This is a genomic window from Deltaproteobacteria bacterium HGW-Deltaproteobacteria-4 (genome assembly GCA_002841765.1).
In the GTDB taxonomy this organism is placed as follows: Bacteria; Desulfobacterota; Desulfuromonadia; order Desulfuromonadales; family UBA2197; genus UBA2197.
Genome location: PHAV01000009.1, coordinates 25973 through 39442, shown reverse-complemented (window position 1 = coordinate 39442; position 13470 = coordinate 25973). Strand labels below are relative to the sequence as shown.

Below are 13470 nucleotides of genomic sequence, written 5' to 3'. Positions count from 1 at the left end.
TAAAAAAATGAAAAAAACCTGAAATTGGGAGTCGTCAGACTAACAAAAGTCTATAGAAACTGGCAAGGTTATTTTTTTCTTGACGTTATTCTGGCGAGTGACTATAACTTACCATTCAAATTTAACATCACCCATTTTACCGTAGTGAGGAGTAGTTGCATCATGTCAAAAAGAACTTATCAGCCCAGCAAAATTCGGAGAAAACGTACCCACGGTTTTCGTGCTCGCATGGCAACAAAAGGTGGTCAGCTTGTTATCAAGCGTCGTCGCAGCAGAGGACGTAAAGCACTCGTCGTGACGATTCCGACCAAGTAAACATATGCAGACAGAACAGCCCTTGGATTTTAGCTTCCCCAAGGACTGCCGTATACGCAAGCATAATATCTATCAGTTGCTTTTTCGTAAGGGGCGGCGCATTGCGCTGCCCCATTTTGTCATTTATTACATGATCCGTGACAATGGTCCGGCGCGCCTGGGGACCACGGTCAGTCGCAAAGTCGGCAATGCGGTTGCAAGAAATCACTGCAAGCGGCAATTAAAAGAATTTTTCCGGTCTATTCGTCATGTTCTTCTTCCTTCGGTTGATCTCTCTATCCTTGCACGTCCCGGTGCTGCTCAATTGACTTCACAACAAGGTCAGGAAGAACTCCTTAAGGGTCTGCGTAGCGCTGCTTTGGTAAATTTGTCATGATTCAAAAAGCGATGTTATCCCTTATAATTTTGTATCAGCGTTTTGTCTCCCCTCTGACAGCTCCTGCCTGCCGTTTTTATCCAAGCTGTTCCGAATATGCTTTACAAGCCATTAAACGCTATGGTCCATGGCGTGGTCTCTGGCTCTCTTTACGTCGTATTTTAAAATGTCACCCTTTTCATCCGGGTGGATATGATCCGGTATAACCTGAGGTTAATAGAAAGGATCAATAAAGCAGATGGAAAATAAAAATACGCTCGTTGCTTTGTCTTTAATGATGTTGCTTTGGATAGGGTATACCTTCTTCTTCCCGACGCCACAAATTATTCCAGTCCAACCAGGAAATTCTTCCGAGGCTGTTACCGCCGCTCCTTTATCTCCAGAAATAACAAATAGTTCTTTGACTTCAGCCACCCCCGGAGCGACGGAGGTGCCGGCAGCTCAGCTAAAAGAGATCACAGTTGAAACTGATTTCTACCGGGCGGTGCTCACGACGCGCGGTGCGCGTCTTAAAGAGTTTTACCTGAAGAAGTATCGATCTAAAGTCGATGATCCTTCTCCTGAAGTCAATCTAGTCACCTCCGCTGCGCAAGGTGGAACCTTTGCTTTAACCGGAGAAGGGGACCTTTCTGTCGCTGATCACGTTCTCTATTCCGTTGATAAAGCCGAAACATTTTTACGTCTCAGCGGTAGTGAAGAAAAGAGCCTCAGTTTTTCGTTTCTTCTCCCTTCCGGTGTAACGCTGCTGAAAACATACAAGTTTAACGGACAGACTTATTCTGTTGGTGTCGATCTCCAGGTGCAAAATTCCTCCCCTGCGGCTAAGCAGGGGACTCTTTCACTGGCACTGCTTGAGGATACCGATCAAACGTTGACCGGTGATATTGTTGACGATACCTCGGCTGCCGCTTCGCTTGTCGGAAGTAAACTACGGGTTGATACTCTCTCGGATCTGTCGAAGGAGGAAAAGAATTACAAAGATGAAGTTCTCTGGAGTGGATTTAAAAATAAATATTTTATTAAGTCGGTAGGGGCGGCGGACCAACAAAAGATCGATGTTTCGATCCATAAAAAGGGCGCGATCGTTGAAACTCGTTTTAAGTCACCTTTATTATTGATCCCTGCCGGAGGAGTTGTCTCTCTCAACTACTTCAGTTATCTGGGACCCCTTGATTATCAAATTCTTCAAGATACCGGATACGAACTGGTCAGAGCTGTCGATCTCGGCTTTTTTGCGATTTTGGCAAAGCCACTCTTTTATGTGCTGAAATTCTTTTACGATTATGTTGGTAATTACGGCTGGGCGATCATTCTCCTCACCGTGCTGATCAAGATCATCTTCTGGCCTTTGACCGATAAAAGTTACAAATCGATGAAGGCAATGCAAACGCTGCAGCCGGAAATGACGAAACTGCGGGAAAAATACAAGAGCGATCGTGACACCCTCAACAAAGAGATTATGACTCTCTACAAAGAGCATCGGGTCAATCCCCTTGGCGGTTGTTTACCAATGGTTGTGCAGATTCCGGTCTTCTTTGCGCTGTATCAAGTGCTGATGAATATGATCGAACTGCGTCACGCGCCCTTTATCTTCTGGCTGACCGATCTTTCGGTTAAAGATCCTTATTATATTACCCCGCTGATTATGGGGGCGACGATGTTCATTCAGCAGAAACTGACACCGTCACAACTTGACCCCATCCAGCAAAAGATTTTTTTGATCATGCCGGTGGTCTTTACCTTCCTCTTTCTGAACTTCCCGTCCGGATTGGTCGTTTACTGGCTGGTCAATAACGTTTTAACCATTGCCCAGCAACTCTCCGTTAACCGGAAGAAAATCTGAGTCAATTTTACCGAGAACTCCGAGCCCTTCCGTTTCAACCGGAAGGGCTCTTTTTGTAGATTGAGATGATACATGGATATAAATAAAACGATCGTTGCTATCGCCACCGGTCCCGGCGAATATGGTATTGCTATTTTACGCGTCAGCGGTCCTTTGACCCTGGTCACGCTCAATACCTTTGTGCAACGCAGTCAAAAAAAGGAGGAATGGCAGGCCAGAACCCTTTATCACGGTCATTTTCGCGATGCCGCAGGTGAAGTTGTCGATGAAATCATGGCAGTCTATTTCCCCGGTCCGCACTCCTTTACTGGAGAAGACTGCGGAGAGATTCATTGTCACGGTGGAAGGATCATCCAACGTCGTATTCTTGACGTCCTGATCCAGGGCGGACTGCATCTTGCCCCCCCTGGCGAATTCACACGTCGCGCCTTTTTAAATGGCCGGATCGATTTGAGTCGGGCCGAAGCGGTCGTCGATTTAATCCATTCCCGCTGCGAAACCTCGCGACGTCTGGCGGTAGCGCAACTCGACGGCGGGATCTTCCGATTGGTGACAGCGCTGCGTCATCAGGTGACGGAGACCCTGGCCTTGATCGAAGCTTATGTCGATTTTCCGGAAGATGAGATCGACCCTGCACAGGAAGGACAAATCGCCGTGACCGCGACCTTTTTGCAGCAGGAATTCACGCGATTGATTATGAGTTATGAGCAGGGGCGGATCGTTCGTGACGGTGCCTCTCTCCTCATCCTTGGTCGTCCGAATGTCGGCAAGAGTTCTTTGATGAACCTCCTTGTCGGGGAAGAGCGTTCGATCGTTTCATCTCTCCCCGGGACGACCCGTGACACCATCGAGGAATCGATCGTCCTGTCCGGACTTCCTTTCCGTATTATCGATTCTGCCGGCATTCGTGACAGTGAAGATCTTGTTGAAACACTCGGCGTGCAACGAGCCTTTGCCAAGCTCGACCTTGCCGATCTTGTCCTGCTGGTTTATGACGCTTCGGTCGGTTTCACCGCTGCCGATGAGGAGATCCTGCAGCGCTGTGCGCAGACTCCTACCCTTCTGATCGCTAATAAAATTGATCTACCTTGTACGGTGACTCCGTCACTGCCTGACTTGCCGCAGTTGTTCGTGTCCTGTCGCGATCATTCCGGAATTGATCTGCTACCTGATAAAATTCAAGAAATACTTGCCCCGGATCTGACTGAAGAGATGGCGGAAGGGGCGTTAATTTGTGATCTCCGCCACAAAGAGGCGCTGCTGCAGGCGCGGGAAGCGCTTGTCTCTTTCGAACGATTGGTGCAAAATGGGTCTCCTCTTGAACTCGCTGCCTGTGAATTGCGTGCGGTCCTGACCGCCCTGGGAGCGATTACCGGGGAGACGACGACTGATGATATTCTTGATCGGATTTTTAGCCGTTTTTGTATCGGCAAATAGTTTGTTTCACGTGAAACATTTACGCTAACCAGCTGTAAGTAAAATAATTATCGTACTTATCAGGAAAAAACTGTGATCCTTTACGACCAACATTATGATGTGATTGTTGTTGGCGCCGGCCATGCCGGTTGCGAAGCCGCTTTGGCCGCGGCACGCATGGGGCAGAAGACGCTGATGTTGTCAATTAATCTTGATGCAATTGCTTTGATGTCCTGTAATCCGTCGATTGGCGGACAGGCTAAGGGCCATCTCGTCCGCGAGATTGACGCCCTTGGCGGCGAGATGGCCAAGAATATTGATGCTACCGGTATCCAGTTCCGTATCCTGAATATGCGTAAAGGGCCGGCAGTCCGCGCTTCGCGGGCACAAGCGGACAAACAACTTTACCGCTTGCGGATGAAGAAGGTTCTGGAGCAGACCGACAATCTCCATCTCAAACAGATGGAAGTCGTGGCCCTCCACTGTGAAGAGGGGGCGGTCTGCGGCGTTGATACCAAGACCGGAGTCCGTTTCAGCGCGTCGACCGTCATTCTCACCACCGGGACATTTATGCGCGGGCTGATTCATATCGGCTTGACGCATTATCCGGGCGGCCGGGCCGGCGATCTCCCTTCTATCGGTCTTTCGGATTCGCTGCGTGAAATCGGTTTCAATGTCGGCCGCCTCAAAACCGGGACACCGGCGCGTCTCGATGGGCGGACCATCGATTTCTCGCGCCTCGAGGCGCAGCCTGGTGATGTTATCCCACAGCCCTTCTCCTTCTCGACAGCAAGGATTGAGCAGGCTCAGGTTCCTTGTTACATTGCTTACACCAATCCGCGCAGCCATGAAATCATTCGTAAAGGGCTTGATCGCTCCCCGCTTTATTCCGGGATTATCGAAGGGGTGGGGCCCCGCTACTGTCCGTCGATTGAGGACAAGGTGGTGCGCTTCCCGGAAAAGGAGCGGCACCAGACCTTTATTGAGCCAGAAGGGCGTGAGACTGTCGAATACTATCCGTCCGGGATGTCGACATCCCTTCCCATCGATGTGCAGTGGGCTTTTTATCGCTCGCTCAGCGGTTTGGAGCGCGTCGAAATCATGCGGCCGGCCTATGCCATCGAATATGATTTTGTCGATCCGATTCAGATCAAGCCCTCCCTGGAGACCAAGCTCATCCGTAATCTTTATCATGCCGGGCAGATTAACGGCACCTCTGGTTACGAAGAAGCGGCGGCGCAGGGGTTGATGGCCGGCATCAATGCGGCATTGCGGGTGCAGGGGCGGGAGCCTTTGATTCTTGGACGCGGTGATGCCTATATCGGCGTAATGATCGATGATCTTGTCACCCAGGGGACGCGTGAGCCTTATCGCATGTTTACGTCCCGGGCGGAATATCGCCTTCTCTTGCGCGAAGATAATGCCGATCTCCGGCTGCGGAAGTTCGGTTATGAGGTCGGCTTGATTGCTCCCGAGACCTATCACGATTTTACGGTGAAGCAAGAATCGATTGCGGCCGGACTCGAAGTCTTGAAGACCAGGCGACTCGTCCCTTCGGGTTATCCTCCCGAGCTCCTTGCAGATTATCAGTTACAGGGATTGCAAAACGCTCCGACCCTAGAGCAGTTTCTGCGTCGTCCGGAAATTACCTGGAACGATCTGATCCGTTTTCTGCCGGAGCTCGCCCTCGGCAGTGCTGCGGTGCATGAACAAATCGAGATCCAGATCAAGTATCAGGGTTACATCGAACGCCAGCGCGAAGATATTCAGCGTTTGGCGCGCATGGAGTCCGTAGCCCTCCCGGTCGATTTTGATTATCAAGCGGTGGCCAGTCTCTCCACCGAGGTGCGCGAAAAGCTGGAAACAGTGCGTCCGGTCAACCTTGGTCAGGCGGCGCGGATTCCCGGTGTCACCCCGGCGGCGATCGCCATCCTGTCGGTCCTTCTCCATAAAAGATAAAAAGAGCGCATTTTTCGGGGTAAGCTCACCCCTTCACCGGGAAGAGAAAGGCGCTTAGAATCGAAATTTGGAAGCCTCTTTTTTTCCATTTAAATATCAGCTAGTTACGGAGAGGAAAAGGGCGACCCGAAGATGACGCTACAAGCTGCTCTTGCCGTGATGGGAATTACGATCGACAGAAGTCAAGAAGAGCGATTGCTGCAATTTCTTGATGAACTGTTGCGCTGGAATCAAAGTATCAACCTGACCGCCATCACCAACCGGGATGAAGCGCTGGTAAAACATCTGGTCGATTCCTTGACCCTGCTGCCTTATTTGCGCGGTGATGAAACTCTGCTCGATATGGGGTCGGGCGGGGGGCTTCCCGGATTGCCACTGAAGATGGTCATGCCGGGGCTCAACCTCACCAGTGTCGATGCCGTGGCAAAAAAAATCTCCTTTCAAAAGCATGTGATCCGGACCTTTGCTTTGACCGGAGCTGTCGCTCGGCATGGTCGCCTCGAAGACCTGGGACAGGAGCCAGCTCTCGCCGGTCATTTTAATCTGGTGGTGGCGCGGGCTTTTGCTTCTCTTCCTGACTGTCTCCGCCTTGCCCGCCCCTTTCTGCTGCCAGGTGGCAGGTTGATTGCCATGAAGGGTCCGGAAGGGGAGAAGGAAGTGATGGCAATGGAGAAAATTTTCACGAGTGCCGGGTTTTCTTTACAAAAGATCGATCACCTTGATCTCCCCGGCGGGAACGGTGCGCGGACCTTGATCATCCTTGAACTTTTGTGAGCGAAGCTCTTTTTTCTTAACGGTGAGGAGGGTTTATGTTAACGTACTGCCCTCCTTATGTAATTACTGACAGAGGCAAATATGGCTAAGACCATTGTCGTTGCAAACCAGAAGGGGGGAGTCGGCAAGACCACCACCGCCGTTAACCTTGCTGCCTCCCTGGCTGTTGCCGAGAAAAAGACCCTTTTGGTCGATATGGACCCGCAAGCCAATGCCTGTAGTGGTCTGGGAATCGAAAAGGGGGCGCAGGTACGAACCATCTACCATGCCCTGATTGGCGAAGCGACGGCGCGGGAGATTCTCGTCCGCACCAGCCTGGCGCTTCTTGACGTCCTCCCGGCCAACACTGATCTCGTCGGCGCCGAAATTGAGCTGGTCACCGCCTTGGCGCGTGAACAGAAACTCAAGAACTCTCTCGCCGAAATCAAGAATGATTACGAATACATCATCATCGATTGCCCCCCCTCGCTGGGACTGCTGACGGTCAATGCCCTGACGGCGGCGGACGCGGTCTTGATTCCTCTACAGTGTGAATTTTACGCCATGGAAGGGATGAGTCAGCTGATGACGACGATTCAGTTGATACAGCGCGAAATTAACCCCCGGCTTGAGCTTCTCGGTATTCTGCTGACCATGTATGATTCGCGTAACAACCTTTCGCGACAGGTGAGCGAAGAAGTGCGTAAACACTTTACGACTCAGGTTTTTGAGACGGTTGTTCCCCGTAATGTCCGCTTGTCCGAGGCGCCGAGTCACGGCCTGCCGGTCCTGCTCTACGACATCTCTTCGCGGGGGGCGGCGGCTTACCTCGAATTGGCTAAAGAGATCATTAAAGGTGAAAAGAGATGATAAAAAAGACCGCTCTCGGCAAAGGGATGGGGGCATTGCTGCACACAACCATCCAGGAGGATGGGCGTAAATATTTCTCCTGTCCGATCGAAGAGATCAAACCGAACCATAAACAGCCGCGTAAAACCTTCCCCGATGCCAAGCTTGAGGAACTCGCCGCTTCGATTCGCGAAAAAGGGGTCATTCAACCCTTGGTCGTGCGCCGGGTAGATGACCACTATCAGATTATTGCCGGCGAACGGCGTTGGCGGGCTTCGCAGCGTGCCGGGTTGTTAGAAGTTCCGGTGGTTATCAAAGATGTCAGTGAAGATTTTGCTCTGGAGATGGCGCTGATCGAGAATATCCAGCGCGAGGATCTTAATCCGATTGAGGAGGCCGACGCCTATCGCAACCTCATCGAAACCTTTGATCTTTCCCAGGAAGAAGTGGCCAAGCGGGTCGGTAAAGAGCGCTCCACCGTTGCCAACGCCCTGCGTTTGCTCCGCCTCCCCGCAGTTGTCCGCAATCTTGTTATTGAAGCGAAGCTCTCCATGGGGCAGGCGCGGGCTCTCCTCTCTCTGGAAGATGCGAGTCAGATCACCACCGCCGCCCATGATGTGCTGAAGAAGAACATGACCGTGCGCGAAACTGAAACACTGGTCAAACGCTTGAAGAACGGCGTTGCCTCCCCGCTTCGCAGTCAGCAGGCCAACGAAAAAGATCCCGATCTTCTCCATCTTGCGAGCGAACTGAAACGTGCGCTTGGTACTCAGGTCAAAATCCTGCCGAAGGGTCGGGGTGGAAAGATTGAGATCGCTTATTACTCGGCACCGGATCTCGACCGTTTGCTGGAGCTACTCAAAATCAGCTCGTAATTCTTTTGGCTATCGTTTGCTCAAGGAGAAAACTATGTTCGGTCGCAAAGACAATAATGCAAAACAGCGGAACAGTGCCCTCGAAAAGGGTGAGATCAAGGCCTTCCTCGGTCCCGGCAGTCACTTTGAAGGGAAGATGGCCTTCGATGAAATTGTCCGCCTTGATGGCGCTTTTCGCGGCGAGATCACTTCGCGTGATACCTTGATCGTCGGCGAGACCGCCGATATTCAGGCGCAAGTGATTGTCGGGACGCTGATTATCAGCGGCAAACTCCGCGGGAGCATCAAGGCCGTTTCCCGCGTTGAAATGCGTGCCCCCGCCCGGATTGATGGAGATGTCGAAACCCCCAGTCTCATTATCGAAGAGGGCGTTATCTGGAACGGTCAAGTCATCATGAAGCCAGCTGAAAAATCGAAAAAGAGCGAAGCGGGCATCCCTTCGACCCCGTAAAACTGATAAAAAGCCGCCACCGCACCCTCCCGGTGAGGTGGCGGCTTTTCTCTTCTCGCACACAAACAATACTCCCCGCTCCCTTTGATTAAATCCTTTGATTAAATCCCTCTTGCCAAGTAGCATAAAACCGTAGATGATAAAAAGCCTGTAGACCACTTTTTATTTATCCCTGCAAGGAGACAGCTATGTATTCAATGGATAATGTCGGGCGCAACACCATTGCAATGGTTCTGGCGGGCGGGAAGGGAGAACGGCTCAGTCCGCTGACGAACCGGCGTGCCAAGCCGAGTGTGGCTTTTGGTGGTAAATACAAGATTATCGATTTTGTCCTTTCCAACCTCTTTAATTCCGGGCTGAAAAAGGTTTATATCCTCACCCAGTATCGCGCTTATTCTTTGAATAAACATATTCGTGAGTCCTGGGGAAAATGGACCGGTCTCGGTGAGTTCTACGTTGCCATCTCGCCGGAGACGAGCAGTGAAAGTGAAGAATGGTTTCGAGGAACAGCCGACGCCATCCTCCAGTATCTACGCTTTGTCGAATCCTCCGACGCCGATTATGTGGCAATTTTCGGTGGCGACCATATTTACAAGATGGATATTGCACAAATGATCCATTTTCACCGGATGAATCGGGCGGATTTGACTATCGCTGCCTTGGAAGTTCCGATGGAGGATGCGGATCGTTTCGGAATTTTATCGGTAGATGACGATGCCAGGGTGGAGGCTTTTAACGAAAAACCTGCGAATCCCGAGCCGATTCCCGGTCGGGATACCTGTTTTGCCTCGATGGGGAATTATATATTTTCCACGAAAAAGCTGATAGAAGTCCTCCTTGAAGGCAAGAAAAAGTATGAAGATCTCGACTTTGGTAAACATGTCATTCCGATGATGCTGGCGGGAGGCGATCGCATCTATACCTATAATCTCAACGATAATGTCATCCCCGGGATGAAGGCGGAAGAACGCGGTTACTGGAAGGATGTCGGGACCATCGAGTCTTATTACGAAGCGAATATGGATCTGATCAATGTTTCACCGCAGCTGAATCTCTACAACTACAAATGGCCGATCCTCACCAATCAAGGGAATTATCCCCCGGCCAAGACGGTCTTTGATGAAGAAGAGCGGCGCGGCGTCAATATCGATTCTTATGTCTGTGCCGGCTGTATCACCAGCGGTAGCACGGTGCGGCGCTCTATCCTCGGGCCCCTTTGCAAGGTGAACAGTTACAGTCTGGTGGAAGATTCCATCCTCTTTGAAAATGTTACGATCGGCCGGCACGTCCGGATCAGGAAGGCGATTATCGATAAGGGGGTGACGATTCCCGACGGCAGCGATATCGGTTATGACCTGGAAGCTGACAAACGCCGCGGTTATACGGTGACCGAGTCCGGAATCGTTGTCGTCCCGCGCCGCGACCGCTGATACTTCTCCTTCGCCGTTGAGCTGTTAGAGAAAGAGTATGTCATTAAATGGAATTTCAAGCTCTCAAAGACCTGGAGATCCTCTTTGGCTTGGCCCTGATCACGGTGGTCCTCTTCCGCAAACTGATGATCCCGTCGATTATCGGTTTTCTCGTCACCGGGATACTGGCCGGCCCCTACGCCCTGCGTCTGATTGAATCGACCCATGATGTCGAGCAGATGGCGGAAATCGGCGTGGTTCTCCTCCTCTTTACCATCGGTATCGAGTTCTCCCTGACCGAGCTGATGCGTATTCGCCATTTGGTCTTCTGGGGGGGAGGGGCGCAGGTCGTCCTCACCATTCTCCTCGTCGCCGCCGGCGGCATGCTTTTTTCTCTCCCCTTTAATCAAGCCCTCTTCTTCGGTTTTCTCCTCGCCCTTTCCAGTACCGCCATCCTCATGAAGTTGTTGATGGATGCCGGTGACATCGACTCGCCGCATGGCAAGTCGGCCCTGGGGATCCTGATTTTTCAGGATCTGTGTGTGGTGCCGTTGATGCTTCTGGTCCCCTTCCTCGCCGGTCAGGGTGGGGGGGCGAGTGACATTTTACTGATGCTGCTGCGCGCCGGCGGCGTCGTACTGGTGGCGCATTTCGGGGCGCGTTATGCGGTCCCCTGGATCTTCAATCAGGTCGTCAAGGCGCGCAGCCGCGAACTATTTATCCTCACGGTCATCTTTGTCGGTTTCGGTACCGCCTGGCTCACCTCCCTGGCCGGACTTTCGCTGGCGCTCGGCGCTTTTATTGCCGGTCTGGCGATCTCGGAATCGGAATACAGTCATCAAGCATTGGGGGATATTATCCCTTTTCGCGATGCCTTTATGAGCCTCTTCTTTATCTCCGTCGGCATGCTCCTTGATCTGCGCATCTTCATTGAAAAACCGGTGTTGATCATCGTTCTGGTTTTGGCGATCATCCTGATCAAGGGGGTGGTCGCCAGCGGCGCCATCCTCCTCCTCGGCATCCCTGCCCGGATTGCCATCGTCGCCGGTTTATCTCTGGCCCAGGTCGGCGAGTTCTCCTTTGTCCTGTCCCAGGCCGGTGTGAAGAGCGGTCTCCTCCCTGATGACCTTTACCAGATCTTTCTCGCCGCCTCAGTAGCGACCATGGCTTTAACCCCGGTCGCCCTCAAATACGGCCCGGCAGTGGCGTTGCAGGTCACCCGCTTTCTGCCCCGAAAACTGGTGCGGGGGAAGGGGGGTCTGATGCAGGGCGGCCATAAGATTCGCATGGCGGACCATGTGGTGATTGTCGGTTTCGGCCTCAATGGCAAGAATCTCGCCAAGGTCCTGAAGGCTTACAGCATCCCTTATGCAGTGATCGAAGCCAACCCCTACACCATTGCCACCGAACGTAAGCGTGGTTCACATATCGTCTTTGGCGATGCGACCAGTCCCGAGGTCCTGGAGCATGTACAGATAACCAAAGCCCGGATCCTGGTGATTGCCATCTCCGATGCGGCCGCCAGTCGCCGTGTTGCCGCCCTGGCGCGCAAGCTCCACCCCGGTCTGCATATCGTTGTTCGCACCCGCTATCTGGCCGAGATGGAGCCGTTATACGAGATTGGTGCCAACGATGTCATTCCGGAGGAATTCGAAACCTCCATCGAGATCTTTACCCGGGTGCTGAAGCGTTATCTGATTCCGCACAGCCAGATTGAAGAGTGTGTGTCGACGGTGCGCCAGGATTCCTATGAGATGTTCCGTACTTTGAGCAAAAGCAACAGTCCTGCGGCGGAGATCAGCGGCTTTTTGAGCGGTGCGGAGATCGGCACCTTCACCGTTGCATCGGGGTCGATTCTGGCGGGTGAGACTCTCGGCGCCGGGACGCTCCGCAACCGCTCCGGGGCAACCTTGCTGGCGATCCGTCGGGGTGCGGAAGTCATCCCCAACCCTGATCCGGTCTGGGAATTACAAGAAGAGGATGTGGTGCTGCTGATCGGTACGCCGCCGCAGCTGGCGATGGCGGGAAAGCTCTTTCTGCCGGGGGGGGGGGGGGGGGGGGGGGGGGGGGGGGGGGGGGAGGGGAAATCAGGCGCCTTTGAGAACCCGGGCCGCATCCTTGGCGTGATAGGTGATAATCAGGTCGGCACCGGCGCGTTTCATGCCGAGCAGCGTCTCCATCATCACCCGCTCTTCGTCGATCCACCCCTTGGCGGCTGCGGCCTTGATCATCGAATATTCGCCGGAGACGTTATAAGCGACCAGCGGCAGATCGAAGCGCTCCTTGATATCACGGAGGATATCGAGGTAGGCGAGGGCGGGTTTGACCATGAGGAAGTCGGCGCACTCGGCAACATCAAGAGCGGCTTCGCGGAAGGCTTCGCGGCGGTTGGCCGGATCCATCTGGTAAGAGCGGCGGTCACCGAATTGCGGCGTCGATTCGGCGGCGTCCCGGAAGGGGCCGTAATAAGCGCTGGCGTATTTAACCGCGTAGCTCATGATTGGAATTTGGGAAAAACCGTTGCTGTCGAGGCTGGCGCGAATCGCGGCGACGCGGCCATCCATCATGTCGGAAGGGGCAACGATGTCGGCGCCGGCCTGGGCGTGGGAAAGAGCTTCCCTGGCGAGGAGATCGAGGGTGCTGTCATTGTCGACATCGCCATCGACAATCACGCCGCAGTGACCGTGGTCGGTATACTCACAGAGGCAGACGTCGGTAATCACCAGCAGCTTCGGCACCGCTTTCTTGATGGCCCGGATCGTTTCCTGGATAATGCCGTGCGCACTGTAGGCGTCGGATCCGACGGCATCCTTGACCTTGGGGATCCCGAAGAGGATGACCGCCGGAATTCCCAGATCGTAAACTTCCTGCGCTTCGGCGACGATATGCTCGATCGACTGCTGATAAATGCCGGGCATTGAGACGATCTCTTTTTTGATGTTACTGCCGTAGGCGGAGAACATCGGATAGATGAGATCTTCGGGGCGCAAAAAAGTTTCCCGCACCATGCGGCGCAGCGTGTCATTGCGCCGCAAACGGCGGGCACGGTATTCGGGGAAGTACATTTCAGCCTCCTGGCAGGTTAAAGTATGGCGACGCGGGGATTTTAACCGCAACGGCGCGTTAAGGCAAAAAAAATCGCCGTGAGAAAGGCAGGATGATGGCGGGCAGGGATGTTGTGACGCAAGTAGCGCGGGGTTGGATCCCATTCCTCCTTCTTTTTT

At 53.0% G+C, this 13470-nt stretch carries 12 protein-coding genes and 1 pseudogene; 12 read left to right on the top strand and 1 reads right to left on the bottom strand.

The annotated features are described in order from the left end of the window. Positions 1-162: 162 nt before the first annotated feature. The 12 genes and pseudogenes from CVU69_07435 to CVU69_07380 all read left to right on the top strand — a co-directional run bounded on the left by CVU69_07435 (position 163) and on the right by CVU69_07380 (position 12282). Positions 163-315, top strand: a complete 153-nt coding sequence (locus CVU69_07435) for a 50S ribosomal protein L34 (protein PKN12310.1) — start codon at positions 163-165, stop codon at positions 313-315. Positions 316-319: 4 nt separating this feature from the next. After that, a complete protein-coding gene (gene rnpA, locus CVU69_07430) occupies positions 320-691 on the top strand; it encodes a ribonuclease P protein component (protein PKN12309.1) in 372 nt (123 codons plus the stop codon). Next, entirely contained in the window at positions 688-897 is a 210-nt protein-coding gene (locus tag CVU69_07425) for a membrane protein insertion efficiency factor YidD (protein PKN12308.1), read from the top strand. Before rnpA ends, CVU69_07425 begins: the two co-directional genes overlap by 4 nt. A 32-nt stretch (positions 898-929) precedes the next feature. Beyond that, positions 930-2534 (top strand): protein translocase component YidC, encoded by a 1605-nt coding sequence (locus CVU69_07420; GenBank protein ID PKN12307.1) that lies wholly within the window; start codon positions 930-932, stop codon positions 2532-2534. 72 nt (positions 2535-2606) lie between these two features. Continuing rightward, positions 2607-3971: a tRNA uridine-5-carboxymethylaminomethyl(34) synthesis GTPase MnmE gene (locus CVU69_07415; protein PKN12306.1), complete on the top strand. Its 1365-nt coding sequence runs from the start codon at positions 2607-2609 to the stop codon at positions 3969-3971. A 72-nt stretch (positions 3972-4043) separates the two neighbouring features. Continuing rightward, positions 4044-5909: a tRNA uridine-5-carboxymethylaminomethyl(34) synthesis enzyme MnmG gene (locus tag CVU69_07410; GenBank protein ID PKN12305.1), complete on the top strand. Its 1866-nt coding sequence runs from the start codon at positions 4044-4046 to the stop codon at positions 5907-5909. A 132-nt stretch (positions 5910-6041) separates the two neighbouring features. Further along, a complete protein-coding gene (locus CVU69_07405; protein ID PKN12304.1) occupies positions 6042-6683 on the top strand; it encodes a 16S rRNA (guanine(527)-N(7))-methyltransferase RsmG in 642 nt (213 codons plus the stop codon). Between the two features lie 81 nt (positions 6684-6764). Beyond that, positions 6765-7532, top strand: coding sequence for a chromosome partitioning protein ParA (locus CVU69_07400; GenBank protein ID PKN12303.1), 768 nt, complete (start codon positions 6765-6767; stop codon positions 7530-7532). After that, entirely contained in the window at positions 7529-8386 is an 858-nt protein-coding gene (locus CVU69_07395; protein ID PKN12302.1) for a chromosome partitioning protein ParB, read from the top strand. The genes CVU69_07400 and CVU69_07395 overlap by 4 nt, the downstream gene beginning before the upstream one ends. A gap of 34 nt (positions 8387-8420) precedes the next feature. Beyond that, on the top strand, positions 8421-8837 hold the full coding sequence (locus tag CVU69_07390; protein ID PKN12301.1) for a hypothetical protein: 417 nt from the start codon (positions 8421-8423) through the stop codon (positions 8835-8837). A 188-nt stretch (positions 8838-9025) separates the two neighbouring features. Next, positions 9026-10267 carry a glucose-1-phosphate adenylyltransferase gene (gene glgC, locus CVU69_07385; protein ID PKN12300.1) on the top strand — a complete coding sequence of 414 codons (1242 nt, stop codon included), beginning with the start codon at positions 9026-9028 and terminating at the stop codon, positions 10265-10267. Between the two features lie 47 nt (positions 10268-10314). Next, positions 10315-12282: pseudogene (locus CVU69_07380) on the top strand (sodium:proton exchanger). A 51-nt stretch (positions 12283-12333) separates the two neighbouring features. Here CVU69_07380 and CVU69_07375 read toward each other — a convergent pair. Beyond that, entirely contained in the window at positions 12334-13311 is a 978-nt protein-coding gene (locus tag CVU69_07375) for a porphobilinogen synthase (GenBank protein ID PKN12449.1), read from the bottom strand. Positions 13312-13470 lie beyond the last annotated feature (159 nt).